The sequence below is a fragment of the Cohnella rhizosphaerae genome (genome assembly GCF_029525575.1).
Taxonomy (GTDB): domain Bacteria; phylum Bacillota; class Bacilli; order Paenibacillales; family Paenibacillaceae; genus Cohnella; species Cohnella rhizosphaerae.
This window is the reverse complement of record NZ_JAPDIA010000008.1, coordinates 2256106-2277727: the sequence shown is the minus strand read 5'-3', so window position 1 is coordinate 2277727 and position 21622 is coordinate 2256106. Positions and strand designations below refer to the sequence as shown.

Below are 21622 nucleotides of genomic sequence, written 5' to 3'. Positions count from 1 at the left end.
CAGAACTGGTCATGCTGATCGCGGCTTGTCTTTTTCTGGTCCCTTTCTTCTGAACGTGCTTCTTGCCAGCTTCAAGCCTTCAAGCGAAGTGTTCGACGCGCTCCATTTCCCTTCAAGCTGGGAGTTTCGCGCATTACGGGGCGATTTTGGGCGAGGGCCGATTTGCGCAGTCGTTGTTCAATACCGTCGTCATCACTTCATTAAGCCTGGGGCTCGTCGTACTCTTCACTCTCATGGCCGGATATGTCTATCGGGCGTTCAGGCAAGGGCTTCTCCAGATCGTGTTTTTGATTCCGATCTCGGGCATGATCATTCCGCTGCAATCCACGATCATCCCGATTTTAAGCTCGCGACCCGCGATTTCCTTAATCAATACGCGCACGCTCATGATTTTGCTGTATACGGCCGGCGCGATTCCGTTTGCCACCATCATCTACACGGGCTTCGTCAAAGGCATCCCTTCCGAGATGGAGGAGGCCGCCGCCATGGAAGGCTGCGGAAGACGCGAACCTTTTTTACGATTATTTTCCCGCTCCTGCTGCCTGCCACCGGCACCGTCATCGTGACGAACGTCTTTACGATCTGGAACGATTTTTCGGGACCGCTCATTTACTTGTACAGCCCCGGCAAACAAACGCTGATGACGCTCATTTATCAGTTCAAGCAGGAGCGGACGACCGATTGGGGACCGATTTTCGCCTTGAGCGTCATAGCTACGATTCCGCTGATTCTATTGTTTTTCTTCGTGCAGGATAAGTTCCTCAAAGGTCTGACGGCCGGCGCGGTCAAGGGTTGAGACAAGTGTACGGCATGCTGGGACAGAGACGATAAGCTGACGACAAGCTAAGGAGAAATGAAACGATGATCATCGAGCGCTCGGCCTATACGATCGAACTGGATTCGGCGAACGGATCTTTGCTGGCATTTACGGATAAGCGATCCGGGAAAAACATGATTCACGGCGGGAGCGCGGCCAGGCCGATCTTTACGCTCCGGCTGCGGGACGACGCCGGACAGGCGCTGGACGTTACGGCGCTGCAAGCGGCGTCCGTCACGCTGGAGCAGGCCTCGATATCGGCGGACGACGGCACGCAGCTCCGATTTAAATATACGAAGCTGAATAACCTGGATCTGGATGCCGTCGTCGAGGTCGACCTCCCGCAAGATTCCAAATTGACCGACTGGCGCATTTCCTTCGACAATCGGACGTCATACCTCGTGGAATGGGTCGACTTCCCGGACGTCGTCGTGCCGAACGATCTCGTCGCCGCGGGCGGGACTGCCCGGATTCTGTGGCCGGCCCATGAGGGCGTGCTGATCGAGGACATCGGCAGACGAGAGAACACTTGGCTGAAATACCAGGAAACCGGCTATCCCAGCAAAGGCTGGGACGGAACCTATCCCGGCCCCGCGCCGACGCAGTTCATGGCTTATTACGATGACGACTGCGGCCTCTACGTAGGCGCGCACGATGCGAGGCACCACGTCAAATCGATCGAATTTCTTCCGTTCGACGGGGCGTGAGGCTCCAGTATCGGATTTTCGTCGAGGGGGCCGGTCAAGGTTCCTATCGAATGAACTTTAATATGGTGCTGGGCGTCTTCCACGGCGATTGGCATCAGGCTGCCGAGCTGTACCGACGTTGGTTCGAACAGGGAAGCACGCCGCCGCGCATCGCGGACAATCCGGAGCTCCCCGCCTGGTACCGGGAATCGCCCGTCGTCGTGACGTATCCCGTGCGCGGCGTCAAGGATACGGGCAGCATGGACCCGAACGAATATTTTCCTTACGTCAATGCGATTCCGCATCTGGAGCGGCTGTCCGAGCGCTTCGATAGCAAGGTGATGGCGCTGCTTATGCACTGGGAAGGGTCGGCCCCCTGGGCGCCGCCTTACATCTGGCCCCCTTACGGGGAGAAGAAGGCATGCGGCAGTTCGCCGACGAGCTGCACGCGCGCGGCCATCTGCTCGGTCTGTACGCGAGCGGCATCGCCTGGACGCAGAGGAGTCTGCTCGACCCCGATTACAACCGGGAAGCGGACTTCGAACGTCTGGAGCTAGAGAAGGTCATGTGCGTGTCGCCGGAGGGCGAGCTGCCGTACTCCTTGATCTGCAACGGCGTGCAGCGCTGGGGATACGACATGTGTCCGTCAGAGCCATTTGTGACGGAGACGGTGCTCGAGGAGATCCGAGGCGTCGCGAACAGCGGCTGCGATTACATGCAGTATTTCGACCAGAATCTGGGCGGACTGTCGTACCTGTGCTACAGCAAGGAGCACGATCATCCGCCGGGGCCCGGGCGCTGGCAGACGGAAGCGATGAAGACGTTGTTCCGCAAGATTCGGCAGGAGTGGAAGGCGATGGGCAAAGACATCGTGCTCGGCTGCGAAGCGGCAGCCGCAGAGCCCTTCCTGGGCGAGCTTCCTTTTAACGACCTGCGCTTCAACATCGGCTTGTTCACCGGCGAGCCGGTGCCTGTCTATCAGTATGTATACCACGAATATATCAACAACTTCATGGGCAACCAGAACTCCAGCGGCCAGAGCATCGACCTGCTCAAGTCGCCGGACAATCTGCTCTGGCGGACCGCCTATTCCTTCGTGGCGGGAGATATGCTCACGGTCGTGCTCGGACGCGGCGGGGCGATCAACTGGGATTGGGGGACGGAATGGGATTACCCGGCGCCGGATCAACAGGCGATCGGCACCCTGATCCGCAATCTTAACGCCTGGCGCATTGGCGCGGGCAAGCCGTATCTCGCGACGGGCAGGATGCTCGCGCCGGAGCGGCTGACCGGCGTGTCCGCGCAAACGATTCACATGCGGGACGGCAGCGTGCTGAAGCAGCCTTCCATTCTTACGACGAAGTGGCAATCTTCGGAGGGGCGGGTCGCGCAGTTCCTGGTGAATTACACGACGGAGCCGCAAGCGTATGATTGGCAGCAGCCGTATGGCGGGGCAATCGGCGCTTTGCTGGCTTACAAGCAGCCGGATGGCGAGGGGCTCGAGCTCGCCTCGCAAACAGAAAGAGGGATGCACCGGGGAACGATCGAACCGTTATCCTGCATCATGCTGGCTTGGACGCCGCCGACGCAGGCGGCGGAGTGAGCAATCGGAAATGCGGCGGGAGAAGGCGTCAATCGTCTCCCGCCTGCCTTAGACCGCTTTAATCCAAAATCCTAAACAAGGGGGAAATGATCATGAAATGGATGGTTCGCAGCGCAGTCCTGTTCTTGCTTATGATCGCGTATGTCATGCTGTTAACGCCGGGCCGGCAAGCCGCCGCTTCCGACGGGGTACCCTATGGAACGCATACCGTGCCGGGAACCATCCAAGCGGAGGATTTTAATTCCGGCAGCATCCGCGACGCTTACTTCGCGCATGCTTCTTCTCAGGTCATTCGCGAAACCGCTTACAGAGACGTCGCGAACGTCGACCTGTATTCCGATGGAACGAATCGTTATGTCGTGAGCTCGAACGATCAGGCGGCAGGTTCGTCGACTGCCGGCTATATTAGCGAGTATTTGAAATACACGTTCACGGTCGGCGCGTCCGACGCGGGCTGGTACGACATCGTTTACAGCGCGAAGTCCGGGACCTCCGGGAAAAAAGGCAGCATAACGACCTTGATCGACAACGTGCAAAAAGGCGCGACGAACAAGATCGATTCGACCGCGCTCCAGACGTATTCGCTGCCCATGCCGGTTTATCTGGAAGCCGGAACCCACGTGCTGACGACGGAGTACAGCGGACCGGACCCGGGCACGTACGTAGACTGGATCCGCTTCGACAAGCGCGCATCCGCTCCGAGTTTTCCGGCTCCCCAGCGAATCGCGGACCTGATCGACAATAGCGAGACGGTCATTGCGAATGTCGTCGTGACGGCGGATACGACGGGCGTATCGGATGCGGCTGGCGCCATACAGTCCGCCTTGAATCTGGCGCGTCAAATGGGCGGAGGCGTCGTGTATTTGCCAAGCGGAACGTATCGCCTGGATTCGGGCCTGACCGTTCCCGCAAACGTCGTGCTTCGCGGCAATTGGGGCAATCCACTGCAGGAGACGCCGCAAAACGGCACGATTCTTGCTGTATATTCTACAACGGAAAGCGCCGTAACGTTGTCCGGCGCGAACGCGACCGTACGCGACCTGAGCTTCTGGTATCCGAACCAAGGCGCTTATTCGGCAGGCGGCTTCGCGCCGACGAGCTATCCGTACACCGTCTATTCCGAGGCCTCCTCGGTCAATGCCTACAGGCTTACGTTCTACAATTCGTTCCAAGGCATTTACTTCGACAAGGGCAGCGCGGTGAACATTCAGGACATCTACGGAACCTTCCTGTTCCAGGGGATTACGCTGGACGGCAATTATGAGTACTCCTACCTCACCAATCTGTTCATGGACAGCGAGATCTGGGCGAATGCGCCTTCCGCGGTTATCAATAAACCAAGCGCCGCCCAGCGCGAACAGATCGCCGGCTACACGAACAGCTACCTCTTCGGCATCAAGCTGTGGAAAAACGACGGCTTGACGATGTACGGCATCAGTATCAACGAGGCCAATAACGGCATCCTGATCGAGCAGGGACCGCCTTCCTCCAACGGCTCCTACGGCGCGATGGCCAAGATCAACGCGAATGTCCGGACGGATTTCGTGCGGGCGGAGGTCGGCGAGTTCATCAACACGGACAAAGTATGGCAGGCGCGTCCGTTGTTCTATGCCTTTGCGCCCGTGCGCAAACCGGCGAATGAAAGCAATCTGATCAATGTGAAAGACGCGCCTTACAACGCCAAGGGGAATGGCGTCGCGGACGACGGTCCGGCGATCCAGAGCGCCTTGACGGCAGCGGGAATTGCGGGAGGCGGTACGGTGTTCCTGCCGCCAGGCTCGTATAAAGTATCCGGATCGCTCCAGGTGCCGACGGGCGTGGAGTTGACGGGCAGCCACGGTTACGTTCACGCCCACAACAATTTGGATACGACCGTGCTGCTCGCCTACAGCGGCAAAGATACGACGGCGCCGGATTCCGCGACGGCCTTCCTGACGCTCAGCCAGGGCGCCGGAATCAAGGGCTTCAGCGTGTATTATCCGGAGCAAGGCTTCGCCGACGGCGCCGATCCGGGCGTCCCGGCCGACATCCGCTCGCGCTATCCGGTCAAGAAGTATCCGTATACCGTACGCGCCGCCGGAACGGATACCTGGGTCAAATACGTAGAGATCGAGAACGGCTACAACGGCATCGATTACGGGACGACGGCGGCGGACCGGTTCGTCGTGTCCGGAACGTGGATCAATGCCGCCAACGTGGCGGTCAACGTGGGCGCGAATACGAACGGAGGCTGGGTCGAACAAGTCGTCGTCACCTACGGAACCTTCTTTCAGTCGAAGCATGCCAACAGTCCGCATACCTACGGCTTCGACGCGGCGAAAAATTACACGCTCGCCCATACGGACGCTTTCGTCTTCGGCAACAGTACGAATGTCGCTTCGTTTGCCGCAGATGCGTTTGCCGTGAAAACGGGTCTCCATACCATAGCGCAATCGGGCGGGACGGGGCCTCAGAATCTGACGCTGTTCCTGCCTTCCGTCGATACGTCGTCCGGTCCCAACGTATTGATCGAAAAGGGCGGCAGCATCCACATGGTCGGCCTTCAGGCGGGGGTAATGCCGGGACAGCCTTACACAAAGACGGGCGCAGGCTTTACGGGAACGATGAACATATACGATTCGCTGCGCTGGGGAGATACGACGACGACCGTCCAGCAGCTTGGCGGAACCGTTAACGTCTATGACAAGGACGAGGGCGTGTATGCTGCCGTTCCGATCACGCAGGGGCGTACGGCTACGGCCAGCGCTTCCGCGGGAAGCAACGGACCCGAACGCGCGGTCGACGGCATGCGCACGTCCAAATGGGTGTCCACGACCGGAACGACCCATTGGCTGGCCGTCGATCTCGGCTCGGTGCAGAGCCTCACCCGCTGGGTGGTGAAGCATGCGTCTTACAATGGGGAGAGTCCGGCATACAATACCCGCGACTTCAAGCTGCAGAAGAGCGTGGACGGCGTGAACTGGACGGATCTGGAGAGCATCGCCGGAAATACGGCCGGCTTGACCGACCGCTCGATCTCTGCGGACGCCCGGTATGTGCGTCTGTATATTACCCAGGGCACGCAGATTGGCTCGGACGGGTATGCGCGCATTTACGATTTCGAAGTTTACGGCAGCACGAACATCAGCCTCAATCGCTGGGCTTCCGCCAATGCCTACAACCTGGCGAGCGAGACGCCGCAAAAGGCATTGGACGGCGATTTGGCGTCGAAATGGGTCGCGATCGCGAAGACGACGAACAACGATTATTGGCTGCAGGCGGATTTGTTCGCGCCGGTTACCGTCAAGCGCTGGGTCGTCATTCATCCGGGCGCCGTCTCGTCGAGCTATGACATTTACAATGCGCGGGCATACAAGCTTCAGGCGAGCGCGGACGGGACGACCTGGACCGACATCGACAGCGTCAGCGGCAATGCGAGCGCCATGACCGACCGCACGATCCCTGCCGTGACGGCCAGATATTTCAGACTTGTGATTACCGAAGGAACCCAGAGCGGATACGACGGCTATGCGCGTATTCAGGAATTTCAGCTTTACAATTAGAAGATTACGACGAAAAAGCGATCGCCCCGACGAGGGAGCGATCGCTTTCTCGATTTGGTAAAGATATTGCTAGAAAGGAAAGGTTATTTCTCTATTCGCATGCTCGCCCCCGAATCTAAAATGAGTTTGCAAGCGCATTCTTACTATAGGGGAGAGCGAGTTGAACGTGATGAAATTTCGACATTTGGCAGTTGCGCTATGTCTGGCCGTGCTTTTCGAAGGGATGACAGGCTTGTGGGCGGTCCGCGCCGCATCCGCCGATCCGCTTCCTTCGTCACCTACGGGCACGACGTATTATGTGAGCCAAACGAACGGAAACGACGGCTACGACGGATTGGCTCCCGAATGGGACGGCGTGCACGGACCCTGGAAGACGCTGGACAAAGCATCGGATCGGACGTATACGGAAGGAGACGCTATCAAGCTCAAAAGCGGCGACGCGTGGAACGAACAGTTGACGCTTCGCGGCAGCGGCAGCGCCGCCAATCCGATAACGATAACTTCCTACGGTACGGGCAATCGGCCTTACATCTACCGGAACGACGGCGTGGATGAAGAAGCGATCCGGATCGATAACGGCGACGGCTACCGGATCGCGGGTCTGGAGATCGGGCACGCGAGACGGGGATTGCGGATTATCGCCGACGGCAATACGAAGCCGAGATTCGAGTTTTACCGGATCGAAGACAATTATTTTCACGATATCGCGAATGCCGGCGGAAGCTTGCCCGGCGAGGAAGGTACGGCGATCGATCTGGTGACTGTGCCGGGCGTCAAGCCGACGTTCGCGAATATCGCGATTAAAAACAACATTTTCAGAAAAACGGAAATCAGCTACATCATGTGGAGCGACGGCGTCGGCCCAAGACAGGAAGACGTAACGATCGAGGGCTCCACTTTTATCGAAAACGGAAGAAATCAGGTGTTCCAGTGGAGCGGCAAAAACGTCGACGTGCTGAACAATCTGTTTTACTACAATTATCCCCGCAAATACTTCGGCGTCGGACTTACCTCGGTGTTGACCGAACATTTGTCCGGCGAGAGCGGCGTTTATAACGAAGTGGACGGCAATGAGTTCGGGTGGGCCGGCACTTACCCCGGCGATCATGACGGCACGGCCTACGATTTTGAGAAGTCCGGGGATTACATTCATTTTACCAATAACTTTATCCATGACGCCTACCGTTACGGCGCGATGTTCATGGGCGGACAGGTTTTCAACGAGCTGCTGTTCGCGGACAATACCTTCAAGGATAATGCGCTCGGTACCCAGGACTCGCCTTTCCATATTTGGCTGCGCGCCGACAATACCGGCTCCGGCGCCTTCGAAGGCAACCGGTTTTACGGTCCGGCAGGCATAGCCGGGTTCGATCAAAAACCGTCCAGCTTTACGTATGCCAACAATGCGGATCCTGCCGTTTCTCCCGGTTTTGCGGCGATGCCGCTCGTGACGGACATTCAGGCCAGCGCGCCCGACTCGCGAACGTATACGTTCCAAAGCGCGACCTGGGGCGCGCAGCTGCGGTACACGCTGGACGGCAGCGTGCCGACCGCGGGCAGCATGCTCTACGCCGAGCCGATTACGGTGACGGACAGGTCGACGGTCGTAAACGTCAAAGCTTTCGCGACTGGCATGAACCCCAGCAAAACGAACATGGTCCTCGCGGACTTTCGCGACGGGGCAGAAGGCGAGGGGCCGGCTCACTGGTGGAAGCTCGACGAAGCCGCAGGCGCTTCGGCTGCCGATGCTGCGGGCGGCGCCGACGGTACCGTGACGGCAGGGACATGGGGTCCGGGAATAATCGACGGCGCGCTGGACTTCGACGGCACGGGCGGAGGCGTCGACGTGAACGATGCTTCGCTCGCGGACATTTCGGACAACTTCACCCTGTCGTTCTGGGTCAAGCCCCGCGCCGAGATCGTATTGAAGCCTGAAGCCGAGGGCGGCATTACCGGCGATAACGGCCAGCATTATGCGATCGCTCCCGCCTACAGGGGCGGCGGCGCGGCTGCGAACCATGCGGGCGTCGGCGTCTCCGTCGGCACGAACGGCATTGCCGTCTTCGAGCATTCGGACGGCTACTTGCCCGCGCTGCTCGTGGACGGCGGCGCGAAGCCGGATCCGGACCAATGGACGCATATCGCCATCGTTTACAAGGACAAGCAGCCTTGGCTTTATGTCAACGGCATCTTCCGCAAAGCCGGCGCGACGAGCGCCAAAACGGTTCATCCCAGCGCGGACATCGGAGGCTCCGGTCTCGGGCGCCTGGACGGGTCGATCGACGATGTGCGCATCTACGATCGCCCGCTTGCCATTCAGGAGCTGCAGGTGCTGAGCCGTAGGGCGCATGCGCCGGAGCTGCCGGAATTCGCTTCGCAATGGAAGCTGTTCGACAGCCCCTTGACGCAAGCGACGCATCCGACGATCCCCGAGTCCGGCAGCGATGCCATCCTGTTCTCGGGAGACGGCTACTATACGATTACGGAGGGCGAAGTCGAGAGCGCCAACGGCGCCGTGCTCGATCGGGCCGTCGATGCCGGGCGGTTCTCCGTCGTACTCACGCCCAAGGCCATCGCCGGCGATTTGGCGCAAGGGGACGACTCATGGTTGGCCGTCGGTCTGCTGGACAGTCAGCGTTACTTTAACGTCTTGAAGCCCGAGCAGGCCCGCGGCATCGTGGTGCTGCTGCGGAGGTCGGGCGGCTTGCTGACGCTTGAGCCCTACAAGCTGGACGATACGGGCTTCCATGCCCAGACGCCGTCAACGCTTGGGACGGCCGCGATCGACCGCACCTACGAGCTGAAATTGGCAGAGACGTCCGGCGTATGGAGACTCATGGTGGACGACACGCAGCTTACGGGCGATTATACGGACATGGTGACCAGCGTATTGAACGAACACGCCTACGCGATGATCGGACTATCGGACAAAGCCGGCGGAACGAACCGCGTCGCGGTCCATTCGGTCAACGGCGAGGCGGCTTACGGCGTGCCGAGCAGGCCCGAATGGCAGGACGGATACTTGACGGTATCGGATGTCGAAGCGAACCGGGTCTTGCTGCACTGGGGCGGGGCGACCGACCGGGAAGGCGTTGCGTCTTATAAAATCTATCGGGATGGCACGGAGCTGGCAGCGGTAGACGGCAGCGTCGACAGCTACGCGGTCACCGGGTTGACGCCCGCCACGCGCTACAGCTTCAAGGTCGAGGCCGGCAATGCCGCCGGCCGCTGGAGCGACCGGGGACCGGCGGCGGAGACGACGACAGACTATGAAATTCCTGAAAATATGGACTTCGCCGCGGACTGGCAGCTGTATACCGGCAGGATCGGATCGGCGGAGGCGCCTACGGAAGCGCGTCTCGGCTCGAATGGAATCGTGTTCATGGGCTCCGCCTACTACACGGTCGCGAATGGCGCCGTAATCCCTGCGAATGGCGCCGTATTCAAAGAACCGGTAGACGTCGAACGATTTTTTGTCCGGTTTACGCCGGAACAGCTGTCGGGCAGCTTGTCCGGCGGCGACGATTCCTGGCTGGCGGTCAGTCTGCTCAGCAGCTCCGATTATTTTGACGTGCTGCGGCCCGAAGCCGGTCAGGGCATCGTCGTTCTGCTCCGCGATACGGCAGGTAAGCTCACCGTACAGCCGCACAAGCTGACGACCGCCGCCGGCTTCCAGCCGATGCCGAGCTTGACGCTGGATGCGGCCACGCTGCAGCAGCATGAACTGAAGCTGACGCAATCCGGCGGCGTATGGCGGCCTGCCATGGACGGGGTGCTGCTGGAAGGGGATTACTCGGATATCGTGAACGGCGTGCTTGAAGAGAAGGCCTACGTGCAGATCGGCTTGTCGGACAAGCAAAATAAACAGAACAGAATCCGCGTGCATACGGTGAACGACGCGGCGGCCTATATGCCGGATTGGGAAACGAGGGCGATGCAGCCGATCTGGCAGGGCAGCGTCGTCTACGACGAGCCGCTGCTGATGGTTTCCGCGAATCAAGCGCTGCCGGAAGCCGCGCTGCTGTTCGAGCCGACCCGGATCGTGTCCGTTCGAAACGCGCAAATGAACAAAACGTATGCGGAAGGCGTCGATTGGGCGTATAGCGACGGCAAAATCCGGCTGCTGCCCGGCTCCGCGATTCCTTTTATGACGGAAGAAGAGCTTTACCCCGCGACGGTTGTGCCGAACGAGAGCGTAGACCGGCGAGGGGGAGGCGGCGTCTTGTTGCGCGAAGGCTCTTTTTTTCATGACCGGCAAATCGTCGTCACTTACGAACACGCGGGCGGAGGCTGGGAGGGGCCGGTGCCGGCGCTGGAATCGGCTGCGCTGTCCCGGACGCTCGCCAAGCTGCAGGCGGGCGATCCGCTGAAGCTGCTCGTGTTGGGCGACAGCATCGCAGCCGGCGCCAATGCGAGCGGCGTTACGAACGCGCCTCCGTATTTGCCGGACTGGGCCACTTTGTTGAAGCGGCGGCTGGAGGCGCAGTACGATTCCGAGATTACGCTGATCAATCGCTCCGTGCCGGGCCAAACGGCCGTGTGGGGCATGGAGGAGGCGGAGCGGGCGGCGGATTTGCACCCGGATCTGGTCGTCGTCGCTTTTGGCATGAACGACGGCGTCGGCAGCGACGATCTGCATTCGCCCGCAATGTTCCGCGACCATATCGAGACGATCATGGACCATTTTCGGGACGCGAACAGCGATGCGGAGTTTATTCTGGTCGGTACCACGCTGGCCAATCCGGAAACGTATTTTGACGGCAAGCAGCCGCTTTATATCGCGGAGCTAAAAGCGTTGGCCGATGCGCAGACGGGCGTGGCGACAGCCGATCTGACCGGCGTCCATGCGGAGCTGCTGACGCACAAGGCGTTTGCCGATATGACCGGCAACAACGTGAATCACCCGAACGATTACCTGGTCCGCTGGTATGCCCAGACGCTTGCCGGCATGTTGATTCCCGGCGAGGCGGCGCCCGGCGGCGGCGAGGTTGAGCCCCCCTCAGGAGCCACAGCCGCAGGAGCCGCAATCGCCGCCCGATACGAATTCGCCGCCCCAGGTGCATGGGACTGCGGCCGAAGGGCTGAAGATCAGCCCGCTCGGCGAGGAGGCAGCCGCAAGTCTGATCGCGCGAAGAAGCGCCTATCCGGCTTCGGTCAGCGTGACCCTTGCCGGCGCCCTCGCGCAGGTGGAATTGCCGAACGCGAACGCAGAAGCGCGATCGGCCATATTGGAACTGGCGTACGACGCTGCTCAGGACGTCTCGGGTTTGGCTGGCCTCTATTACTGGAACGAACAACGGTCGCGCTGGGAATATGTCAGAAGCGCCAAGTCGGCTTCCGACGGCAAGCTTCGCGCCGTTATCCAAAGGAGCGGCATATACGGGGTGCTCGTCTACGATCGTTCCTATGTCGACGTGCCGGAGACGCATTGGGCCCGTCAAGCCATTCGATCGCTGTCCGCCGCACAGCTTGCGCAAGGCATGGAAGACACGCGGTACGGCCCGGATCGACAGCTGACGCGCGCCGAATTCACGGCCTTGTTGACCAGGACGCTCGGCCTCGGTCTCAAGGGGACCGGAACCGACGCTCCATTCTCAGATGTCACTGCGGACGCCTGGTACGCGCAAGCCGCAGCAGCAGGATATGAAGCGGGTCTGGTCGAAGGCAACGGGCGTCGGCAATTCGAGGCGGACAAGCCGGTAACGAGGCAGGAAATGGCGGTGATGCTGATGCGCGCTTGCGCGCTGGCGGATTGCGTCTCCATGCCCGGGCTTGGCGAGCGTTCGGAACCCTACTTGGATGAACGCGACATTGCGGCCTGGGCCAAGCAAGCTGTCGACCGATCGGCGGGACTCGGCCTGATGCAGGGATTGGCAGACGGGGGGATTCGCGCCGAACGCAACCGCGACGCGGGCGCAGGCCGCGACGGTGATCTGGCGGCTGTCCGGCCTTATCCCGCTGCCGTCCGAGCTCGCGGCGGCGTCGAAATAACAGAATTGGCGAACCTGTAAATATTGTTGCCCGAAGGTAAAGATCTTTGTCTTATGCCCCAAAACGTCCTGAATTAAGATAAAAAAAGAAGAAGCGGATGAAGCACAAAACATGGGGGGAACACAATGTCAAGCAGAAGAAAAGGCAAAGCGTGGCTGCTGTCCGCGTCTGCGGCCATGCTGATCACGACCGTCGCATGTTCGTCGAACGACGGTCCGAACGCCGCGACATCGACGGCCGCGCCGTCGTCCGGCGCCTCCGCCGTCGCACCCGAGGGCACCAAAGATACGCAAGCGGAGATCAATCTCAAGGCCTACCCGGAGCCGGTGACGGTGACGATCGGGGCGACCGTCGGAGCCGGCATCAACTATCCGGAAGGCGAAAGCGTCGACGACAACATTCATACCCGATTGAACAAGGAAATGCTGAATATCGAATACAAAAACAAGTTTGTCGTGGAAGCTTCGAAATTATCGGAAAAAATCAATCTCGCCATCGCGAGCGACGATCTGCCCGACGTACTGCTGGTCGGGACGGAGCAAATGCAAAAAATGGTCAAAAACGACCAACTCGCCGATTTGTCGCAAGTGTACGACCAGTATGCGTCCGCTGAATTAAAGCGCAACCTGGAATATCAGAACAAAGTCTCGTTCGTGCCGGCCGAGACGGACGGCAAGCTATACGGCATTCCGGCGCCCAAGGACTACGGCAATTCGATACCGGTCATGTACGTTCGCCAGGATTGGCTGGACGCGCTCGGACTTGAGCCTCCGAAAACGATGGATGAGCTGACCGCCGTAGCCAAAGCCTTCGTCGAGAAGGACCCGGACAAAAACGGTCAGAAGGACACGTTTGCGATCTCGCTGGAAAGCGGTATGAACACGCTTGCCATGGATGCGATCGCTTCGGCGTTCGGCGCGTATCCCAGCATCATGGTGAAGGATGCGAGCGGTCGGATCGTCTATGGCAGCACGCAGCCCGAGATGAAGGAAGCGCTCAAAAAAATGCAGGAGCTCTACAAGCTTGGCGCATTCGATCCGGAGTTCGGCATCAAGGATTATGCCGTTACGGTCGAGAAGATCATGGCCGGCAAGGTGGGCATTCTGTTCGGCGCCTTCTGGAACCCGCTGTATCCGCTCAAGCAAAATCTGGAGAACGATCCGAACGCCAAATGGAACGCCTACCCGATTCCGACGCTCGACGGCGGAACGCCCGTTCCCAAGGCGCTCCCGTTCACCAACGAATGGATCGTCGTTCGCAAGGCCTTCGCGCATCCCGAAGCGATCGTCAAGTCGATGAATCTGTGGACGGACATGTTCATCAGCTCGAAGCCGGAGCTGTTCCCCGAAGCCCAGAAGCGTTGGTACGAGGCGATCGGCAGTACGCACAAAGGCCTCGAAGCGCATAACTATGCCAGACCGTTTTTCTTCGACTCGCCGTTCGGCAATCTCGAGGTGGGCAGGGAACTGAGGGAGTATCATGCGAGCAACGACGAATCCAAGCTCGTATCGGCCAAAGCGAAGGACGTCTTCACGAACCAGATCAAGCCGGGCGGCCTGCAGGCCTGGGCGATGGAGAAAATGTATTACGAAGCGGAAGCGGTGCTCGACGGCTACAAGGAGCTCGTGTACCCGGCCTATGTCGGCGCCTCCACCCCGACGATGCTGTCCAAGGGGCCGACGCTCGGCAAGCTGGAGTCCGAAACGTTCGTCAACATCATTATGGGCGCGTCCCTCGACACCTTCGACGCCTTTGTCGAGAAGTACCATAAGCTTGGCGGAGACGACATTTTAAAGGAAATCAACGCGCAGAAATAGAGCGGAATACGGGGCTGTGCGCTTGCCGCTCAGCCTCGTGCCATTCCGGCGGTAGGAAGGAGAGCATGCTGTGTTTGGTTTCAGATTAAAGCCGATCAATTGGAAACGCCATTGGCCGCTGCATATGATGCTGCTGCCCGGAATGGCTTTGCTTGTTATCTTTCAGTACGTACCGATGGCGGGAATTGTCATCGCGTTCCAGGATTTTGTGCCGACCAAAGGTTTTTTCGGCTCCGAATGGGTGGGCTTGCAGCATTTCGCGTTTATGTTGAACCTGCCGGATACCGCAACCATTGTGACCAACACGTTGGTCATTGCGGTGATGAAAATCGTGCTAGGACTCCTCGTCCCGGTGCTGTTCGCCCTGCTGCTGAACGAAATCAGGCAGCATGGCGTGAAACGCACCGTGCAAACGATGGTTTATTTTCCCCACTTTCTGTCGTGGGTCATTCTGGGAGGCATCCTGGTGGACGTGCTGTCCATGAACGGCGGCGCGGTAAACCGAATACTGGGCTGGTTCGGAATCGGGCCATACTTTTTCTTGGGAGATCCCGGTTTGTTCAGAGGCGTCATCGTGGTCACCGACGTCTGGAAGGAGTTCGGCTTCTCCACCATCATTTATTTGGCCGCGCTCAGCGGGATTAATCCCGTGCTGTACGAGGCGGCGGTGATGGACGGCGCCAACCGCTGGAAGCAGGTGCGGCATGTGACGCTGCCGGGCATTGCCCCAATCGCGATCCTGATGGCCACGCTTAGCATCGGGGGCATCTTGAACGCGGGCTTCGACCAAATCTTCAATCTGTATAGTCCGCTCGTCTATCAAACCGGGGACATCATCGATACATGGGTATACCGTGCCGGTCTGCTGGATATGCAATACGGTCTGGCAACGGCCGTAGGGCTTTTCAAGTCCGTCGTCGGTCTGGTGCTCATCTCCGTATCCTATTGGGCAGCCTCCCGCTTCGCCAATTATCGCATATTCTCAGGAGGCTCGCCATGGATCGATACCATTCCAACGCCTACCGGCTCTTTTACCTGTTGAATATCGCCTTCGTCATCGGCGTCGCGGTCGTATGCGTGCTGCCGCTCGTACACCTGATGGCCGTATCGCTCAGCGAAAAAGGAGCCGCCAACGCCAATCTCGTCGGGTTATGGCCCGTCGGCTTCAACTTTTCCGCGTATCGCGAGGCGCTCGCCAACGAGAAGTTTTACGATGCCTTCGTGGTCACGATCAAGCGGCTGCTGCTGGGTACCTCGGTGAATATGCTGCTTACGTTTCTGATGGCCTATCCGCTGTCGAAGGAGGAACGGGCGTTTCCTTACCGCAATGTATACGTATGGCTGATCGTTTTCACCATGCTGTTCAGCGGCGGGCTCATTCCGGGTTATATGCTCGTATCTCAGCTGCATCTGATCGATTCGATCTGGGCGCTCGTGCTGCCGGCGGCCGTGCAGACGTTTCACATCATTTTGCTGCTCAACTTCTTCCGCCAGCTGCCCAAAGAGATGGAGGAGGCCTGCTATATCGATGGCGGCGGACATTTCACGGCCTTGTTCAAAATTTATCTCCCGCTGTCGATGCCGGCCGTGGCGACATTGATTTTGTTCAGCATGGTCATGCACTGGAACGAATGGTTCTCCGGACTGATCTATATGAACAAGGTCGATCTGTATCCGCTGCAGACGTATTTGCAGGCGCTGCTGGATCAGACGAAAAAAGCGATCACGATCGACGACGCCCGCAATGCGGCGGAAGCCTCGCGGCGCTCGCTCTATTCCGCGCAAATTTTTATGGCCATGGCACCGATTCTGGTCGTGTATCCTTTATTGCAAAAGCACTTCACAAAAGGTATCGTCATGGGATCCGTCAAAGAATAAGGCGAGGGTGAGACGAATTGAGCGCGCAGGCCGTTAACATCATTTTAGATACCGACATCGGACCCGATTGCGACGACGCAGGCGCCGTAGCCGTGCTCCATACGCTGGCCGACCTTGGAGAAGCCAGGATCGCGGGCATGATGCACTGCACTTCCAGCAGGTGGGGAGCCGGCTGTCTCGATGCGATCAACGCGTATTACGGACGCCCGGAGATTCCGATCGGCACCTTGCAGGAGCCCGGATTTCTGGACCACGACCGTTACGAGACGTACAACAAAGCGCTTGCGCTGCAATACGACAACCGATACCGCGGCGTTCAAGCCGCGCCGGATGCCATACAACTCTACCGCCGGCTGCTCGCCGAAGCGGCGGACGCTTCGATCGTCATTGCCGCAATCGGCCCTTTGCGCAATCTCGCCGGATTGCTGCAGTCGGAGCCGGATGCGATCAGTCCGCTATCGGGTATTGAGCTCGTCGAGCGCAAAGTAAAAGAAACGGTCGCGATGGGGGGACATTTCCCGTTCGGCCGGGAGTGGAATTTCGAGATGGCGCCTGACGCCGCCCGTCTTGTCGCGGCCGCGTGGCCTACGCCGATTATTTTCGCAGGCTACGAGATCGGGAGCGCGGTGCTGACAGGCCGAAGCCTGCTTGCGGATACGCCGTCGCAGCATCCCGTACGGCAAGCTTACGAGAGATTCGGCCTGGCGGACGGCGTTCGCCCAAGCTGGGATCTGATCGCGGTCATGGTCGCGGTACGGGGGCTGCGGGACGGCTGGCGATTGTCGGAATCGGGATGCGTCCTCATCGAGCCCGACGGCGCCAACCGTTGGATGCCGGGAGAGGGAAGCCATCGTTATTTGATTTTCGATACGGACCCTGCGCATATCGAGCATTTACTGGAGCGATGGCTGGTTGGTAAGATAAAGTCGAGGTGAAGTCAGCATGCGGATCAACCGGACGCGGCGCCCCGGCGTATTCATCAAGATCGTTATCGGCTTTCTCATTATGACGCTTCCGCTGCTTCTGTTCAGCATCATGACGATTCGAGCCGGCATGAACGCCGCGGTCGACCGTGCCGAGGTTTCGTCGCAGTCGCAAATGAACCTGTTTATGAAAACGATGGACGACGAGCTGCACAACATCGCACAAATGCTGATCGCGCTGAACAACGATCCCGACTTGCCGGCCTATTATTTGCAGCAGAACGAAGATTTCACCTTCAAGAATGTATCGCTGTACCAGAACCTGAAAACGAAGATGGGTCTCATCAGCTACTCCAACAATTATATCGCCGACGTTTTTTTGATTTACCCCGACCTGAACAAGACGATTTCGTTTCGCAACGGCGTCAGGCCGATCGATGCCAGAAAAGCTAAACTGATTGAAGAAGTGTCGCGGAGCGATACGACGTACAACCGTTATCTCGATCATGACTTTTTGACGTATACGACCGAATTTTCCGGACTCGGCGCGGATCCGCTGGCCGTATCCTATTACCTCGGCGTCGATATCTACAAGGAGCGCATCGTAGACGCCCTCAAATCGCTCGAGGAAGCCAACGTTTTTAAGGTGTTCCTGATCGAAACGCAGAGCAGCCGGCTTGTCGAGGGTTCCACGCCGAGGGAGCTTGACCGCGACATCTTTGCGGGAATGGGAAACGCGGTGCAAGCGAAGCCGGACCAATATCGTGTAAAATTGCAAAACGGCAGCTACGTGGTGCATACGCGAACGTCTACGGACCGGCTGTTCAGCATCGTTGCTTACGCGGACGAGCATGAATTGCTGAAGCCTATGCATGAGCTGCGGCGGTGGTCGGCGTTCCTCTGGATCATCACGGGCATCGTCGTGATGCTGTTCGCCTTTTTTTATTTATAAGCAAATTCATTCTCCGTTGCGGAAGCTTGTCGGATCGATGAGATCGGTCGAAAAGGGAGACTACGGCTCCCGCATCCTGCTCGAGCAAGGCGACGAATTCGGCTACGTCTATCGGCAATTCAACAGTATGGCCGAGCAATTGCAAATTCTCGTGCAAGAAGTGCTGCACAAAAAAATACAGCTGCAGGAGGCGCAGCTGAAAATGCTTCAGTCCCAGATCAACCCGCATTTCTTGTTTAACAGCCTGTATCAAGGCTACCGAATGGCTGTTTCCGGCGAAAACGAAAACGTCGCCCGGCTGTGCAAATATTTGGGGGACTATTTTCGCTTCGTTACCCGTCAAGGGCTGACGGAGCACGCGAGGCTCGCCGATGAAGTCAAATTTACGCGGACTTATCTTGAAATCCAAATGCTGAGATTTTCGAACAGGCTCGCTTATGAGCTCGAAGTCGAAGCGGGGCTTGAAGAGATGCTCGTTCCCGTGCTTATGCTTCAGCCGTTGGTCGAAAACGCCATTATTCACGGATTCGAATCCTTGGAGGGCGAGGGCCGCATTCGAATTGCGATAACCGGTACAAGCGGGGGGAGCGCTCGTGAGCGTATCGGATAACGGAGGCGGCATGAGCGAGGCGCGGAAGACCGAAGTTCTTCACTCCCTCCGGGATCCCGTCCATGACAAGGAGCATTGCGGTCTGTGGAACGTGCATCAGCGGCTTGCTGCGCAGCTTCGAAGGATCGGAAGGCTTGTGGATAGCAAGCGGCGCGCGCGGGACCAACGTTACTTTCGTAATTTCCAAGTCGATCCAAGCCGCTCCGGCCTCATACAACGAAGACAGGAAGATGGCGTGATATGTACAAACTGTTGATCGTGGATGACGAGCCTTCAATCGTAGAAGGACTCGCGCAGATGATCGCATCCAGCGAGCTGCCGCTTAAGGAGATCCGCTTCGCATACTCGGCCGTCGAGGCGCAGCAGCTGATGGTCCGCTCCTCGTACGACATCGTTCTGGCGGATATTCGCATGCCCCGGATTAGCGGGCTGGACTGGATCGAATCGGTGATCCAAGCGGGTTGGATGTGCAAGGTCATTTTTTTTGACGGGCTATTCGGATTTCGAATATACGAAACGAGCGCTTCGGCTGGGCGTCAGCGATTATTTGCTCAAGCCGGCGGACGACGAGGAAGTAATCGCCAGCTTGCGCAAGGCGATCGAAGAGCTCGATCGGCGATTGGAAGAAATGATGTCCATCGAAAAAGCCAGACAGAAGCTGCGGCAGTCCAACAGCGAATTAAAAAAATCAGATTATGCTGGACTATCTCAATCATCCCAGAGGGCAGGCCGGCGAAGCGCTGCAAGCGACCATCCGGCTGCTGGACGTGCCCTTCGACAGCGATCGTCCCGTGGACTTATTCATGATGCGTATCGACGATTGGGGGCGCAGGTTCACCGTGAACGACGGATCGTTGATCCGGTTTGCGGTCATGAACATGGCGGAGGAGTTGGTGAACCACGCCTACGCGGCGGCATCGTTCCGGATGGACCAGCGGATGTCCGGCATGCTGATGCAATCGGTGGCAACGATCGAAGGGGATCGTTCGCGCATCGCTTATGTGACGGAAAGCATACAAAATACGATTTTTCGGCTGCTGGGCGTGTCCATTTCGATTATATTTCGATCCAATGCCTTCCGCTGGGGCGACCTTGGGGCTTATTTCCGTTTGATGCGGGACGATCTGGAGAGGCGGCCGGGCCGAGGCTTGTTGATCGACATCGGGGACGGCCAAAAAAGGCGGCCATGCGGGCGAACCCGAAACGGGGGGCTCCGTACTGGTCGAACAGCTGAAAATGTACATTTCCAACCATTTAAGCGAGGACCTGTCGCTCGATCAGCTTTCTCGCCATTTCTATGTCAATCCGACGTATTTGTCCAGGTTGTTCAAGAAGCGAACGAACGAGGTCCTGAGCGTGTATATCGCCAAGGAAAAAATGAACGCCGCGCGTCTTCTCTTGCTGCAGGACGGGATGAAGATCAGCGAAGCCGCGAGGCAGGTGGGCTACAACAATTCGAATTATTTCGCCAAAGTATTCCGCAATACGTTCGGCGTGTCTCCGCAGGAATACAAGGCGCGCATGTTTCTGGAATGAGTCTGCTGGCGGCGCATATCCGTGCTTGGTCCGCGCGCAACGAACAAGCGATCGCCCTTCCGACCGGGCGATCGCTTGCTCCTTTTCACACGACGGCTTCCCGCTTCTTGAAAAACGTCTTCAGCGCGTTGTACACTTCGGCTTTCTCACGGATGACGTAATAAAGGAACTGCTGATGATCCAGATGCTTGTAAGCCGACATCAGCGTGCTCGAGCGGTTGTACTGGTTCACTTCGCCGTAGCCGAAAATGTTGGCGCGACCGAGCAGCTCCTTGATCAGGCGCACGCAGCGTTCGTTGTCGCTCGTCAGATTGTCGCCGTCCGAAAAGTGGAACGGGTAGATGTTGTAGCTCGACGACGGATATCGGCTGTCGAGAATTTCGAGCGCTTTGATATAGGCGGACGAGCAGATCGTGCCGCCGCTTTCCCCGCGCGTGAAGAACTCCTCCTCGGTCACTTCCTTCGCTTCGGTATGGTGCGCGATGAAGACGATCTCCACCTTCTCGTACTGCCGCCGCAGGAAGCGGGTCATCCAGAAGAAGAAGGAGCGCGCGCAGTATTTTTCGAAGGTGCCCATCGAGCCGGACGTATCCATCATGGCGATGATGACGGCGTTGTTCTGCGGTTTTACGATCTCCTCCCACGTCTTGAACCGGAGGTCGTCCGGCGAGATGCCGGCGATCTCGGCCCGCCCGTCGCGGGAATTGCGCCGCAGGTTCTCGAGGATCGTCCGCTTCTTGTCGATGTTGGACATGATGCCCTTGCGCCGCACGTCCGTGAACCGGATCTCGGTCGATTCGATGATCTCCTTGTCCTTGCGCTTCAGGTAGGGCAGCTCCAGCTCCTCGAACAGCATGTTCTCGAGCTCCGCGATCGAGATCTCGGCTTCGACGACGTCCTCGCCCGGCTCGCTTCCCGCGCCTTCGCCTTTGCCGCCTTTCGGCGCGGGATCGGTGCCGAGCACGTCGCCCACCTGGCTGTCGCCGTCCCCTTGGCCGACGTGTTTCTTCTTATTATGGTTGTAAACGATATGGTATTCGTCCATGCTGCGAATCGGAATTTTAATGATCTGCTTGCCGTTCGACATGACGATATTTTCTTCGGACAGCAGGTCGGGCAGATTTTGCTTGAGCGCCTCGCGCACTTTTTTCTGATGGCGCGACTGATCCTGGTAGCCTTTGCGGTGAAGCGACCAATCTTCTCGAGACAAAATAAAGGACGGCTTGTTCACGATTTTTCGCACCCCTTTTCGGCCTTTTGCTCCGGT

The 21622-nt window shown here is 58.4% G+C and carries 16 protein-coding genes and 3 pseudogenes; 18 read left to right on the top strand and 1 reads right to left on the bottom strand.

What is annotated here, in order from left to right; all coding sequences use genetic code 11:
* Window positions 1-146: 146 nt before the first annotated feature.
* From OMP40_RS34265 to OMP40_RS34190, 18 genes and pseudogenes are all read left to right on the top strand, one after another.
* Window positions 147-566 carry an ABC transporter permease family protein gene (locus OMP40_RS34265; protein WP_277538228.1) on the top strand — a complete coding sequence of 140 codons (420 nt, stop codon included), beginning with the start codon at window positions 147-149 and terminating at the stop codon, window positions 564-566.
* A complete protein-coding gene (locus OMP40_RS34260; RefSeq protein ID WP_277538209.1) occupies window positions 494-796 on the top strand; it encodes an ABC transporter permease subunit in 303 nt (100 codons plus the stop codon). The genes OMP40_RS34265 and OMP40_RS34260 overlap by 73 nt, the downstream gene beginning before the upstream one ends.
* Window positions 797-861: 65 nt before the next feature.
* Window positions 862-1524, top strand: coding sequence for a hypothetical protein (locus tag OMP40_RS34255; RefSeq protein WP_277537975.1), 663 nt, complete (start codon window positions 862-864; stop codon window positions 1522-1524).
* Between the two features lie 50 nt (window positions 1525-1574).
* Window positions 1575-2060, top strand: coding sequence for a DUF6259 domain-containing protein (locus OMP40_RS34250; protein ID WP_277537974.1), 486 nt, complete (start codon window positions 1575-1577; stop codon window positions 2058-2060).
* A complete protein-coding gene (locus OMP40_RS34245; protein ID WP_277538208.1) occupies window positions 1946-3106 on the top strand; it encodes a DUF6259 domain-containing protein in 1161 nt (386 codons plus the stop codon). The genes OMP40_RS34250 and OMP40_RS34245 overlap by 115 nt, the downstream gene beginning before the upstream one ends.
* Window positions 3107-3198: 92 nt before the next feature.
* Window positions 3199-6648, top strand: coding sequence for a discoidin domain-containing protein (locus tag OMP40_RS34240; protein ID WP_277537972.1), 3450 nt, complete (start codon window positions 3199-3201; stop codon window positions 6646-6648).
* 169 nt (window positions 6649-6817) lie between these two features.
* Window positions 6818-11548 (top strand): annotated as a pseudogene (locus OMP40_RS34235) (LamG-like jellyroll fold domain-containing protein); the annotation flags it as partial.
* A gap of 157 nt (window positions 11549-11705) precedes the next feature.
* Window positions 11706-12308, top strand: a pseudogene (locus OMP40_RS42710) (S-layer homology domain-containing protein); the annotation flags it as partial.
* A gap of 54 nt (window positions 12309-12362) precedes the next feature.
* Window positions 12363-12659 carry a hypothetical protein gene (locus tag OMP40_RS34230; protein WP_277537970.1) on the top strand — a complete coding sequence of 99 codons (297 nt, stop codon included), beginning with the start codon at window positions 12363-12365 and terminating at the stop codon, window positions 12657-12659.
* 105 nt (window positions 12660-12764) lie between these two features.
* On the top strand, window positions 12765-14456 hold the full coding sequence (locus OMP40_RS34225) for an extracellular solute-binding protein (protein ID WP_277537968.1): 1692 nt from the start codon (window positions 12765-12767) through the stop codon (window positions 14454-14456).
* Window positions 14457-14580: 124 nt separating this feature from the next.
* On the top strand, window positions 14581-15498 hold the full coding sequence (locus OMP40_RS34220; RefSeq protein WP_277538206.1) for an ABC transporter permease: 918 nt from the start codon (window positions 14581-14583) through the stop codon (window positions 15496-15498).
* Window positions 15453-16334, top strand: a complete 882-nt coding sequence (locus OMP40_RS34215) for a carbohydrate ABC transporter permease (RefSeq protein WP_277537966.1) — start codon at window positions 15453-15455, stop codon at window positions 16332-16334. The genes OMP40_RS34220 and OMP40_RS34215 overlap by 46 nt, the downstream gene beginning before the upstream one ends.
* A 17-nt stretch (window positions 16335-16351) precedes the next feature.
* Complete coding sequence (locus tag OMP40_RS34210) at window positions 16352-17269, top strand: nucleoside hydrolase (protein WP_277537964.1); 918 nt, start codon at window positions 16352-16354, stop codon at window positions 17267-17269.
* A gap of 7 nt (window positions 17270-17276) precedes the next feature.
* Window positions 17277-18209 carry a hypothetical protein gene (locus OMP40_RS34205; protein ID WP_277537962.1) on the top strand — a complete coding sequence of 311 codons (933 nt, stop codon included), beginning with the start codon at window positions 17277-17279 and terminating at the stop codon, window positions 18207-18209.
* Window positions 18210-18246: 37 nt separating this feature from the next.
* Window positions 18247-18819: a sensor histidine kinase gene (locus tag OMP40_RS34200; RefSeq protein WP_277537958.1), complete on the top strand. Its 573-nt coding sequence runs from the start codon at window positions 18247-18249 to the stop codon at window positions 18817-18819.
* A 240-nt stretch (window positions 18820-19059) separates the two neighbouring features.
* A pseudogene (locus tag OMP40_RS42705) lies at window positions 19060-19290 on the top strand (response regulator); the annotation flags it as partial.
* A gap of 76 nt (window positions 19291-19366) precedes the next feature.
* Complete coding sequence (locus tag OMP40_RS34195) at window positions 19367-20053, top strand: hypothetical protein (RefSeq protein WP_277537957.1); 687 nt, start codon at window positions 19367-19369, stop codon at window positions 20051-20053.
* Window positions 20054-20055: 2 nt separating this feature from the next.
* On the top strand, window positions 20056-20355 hold the full coding sequence (locus OMP40_RS34190) for a helix-turn-helix transcriptional regulator (RefSeq protein ID WP_277537955.1): 300 nt from the start codon (window positions 20056-20058) through the stop codon (window positions 20353-20355).
* 85 nt (window positions 20356-20440) lie between these two features.
* Here OMP40_RS34190 and yhbH read toward each other — a convergent pair whose 3' ends face one another.
* Window positions 20441-21586 (bottom strand): sporulation protein YhbH, encoded by a 1146-nt coding sequence (yhbH, locus tag OMP40_RS34185; protein WP_277537953.1) that lies wholly within the window; start codon window positions 21584-21586, stop codon window positions 20441-20443.
* Window positions 21587-21622: the final 36 nt, after the last annotated feature.

Coding starts and splice junctions, on each gene's coding strand:
- OMP40_RS34255 (WP_277537975.1), top strand. CDS start 862: ATGATCATCGAGCGCTCGGCCTATACGATCGAACTGGATTCGGCGAAC.
- OMP40_RS34250 (WP_277537974.1), top strand. CDS start 1,575: ATGAACTTTAATATGGTGCTGGGCGTCTTCCACGGCGATTGGCATCAG.
- OMP40_RS34240 (WP_277537972.1), top strand. CDS start 3,199: ATGAAATGGATGGTTCGCAGCGCAGTCCTGTTCTTGCTTATGATCGCG.
- OMP40_RS34230 (WP_277537970.1), top strand. CDS start 12,363: ATGGCGGTGATGCTGATGCGCGCTTGCGCGCTGGCGGATTGCGTCTCC.
- OMP40_RS34225 (WP_277537968.1), top strand. CDS start 12,765: ATGTCAAGCAGAAGAAAAGGCAAAGCGTGGCTGCTGTCCGCGTCTGCG.
- OMP40_RS34220 (WP_277538206.1), top strand. CDS start 14,581: ATGATGCTGCTGCCCGGAATGGCTTTGCTTGTTATCTTTCAGTACGTA.
- OMP40_RS34215 (WP_277537966.1), top strand. CDS start 15,453: ATGGATCGATACCATTCCAACGCCTACCGGCTCTTTTACCTGTTGAAT.
- OMP40_RS34205 (WP_277537962.1), top strand. CDS start 17,277: ATGCGGATCAACCGGACGCGGCGCCCCGGCGTATTCATCAAGATCGTT.
- OMP40_RS34200 (WP_277537958.1), top strand. CDS start 18,247: ATGAGATCGGTCGAAAAGGGAGACTACGGCTCCCGCATCCTGCTCGAG.
- OMP40_RS34190 (WP_277537955.1), top strand. CDS start 20,056: ATGTACATTTCCAACCATTTAAGCGAGGACCTGTCGCTCGATCAGCTT.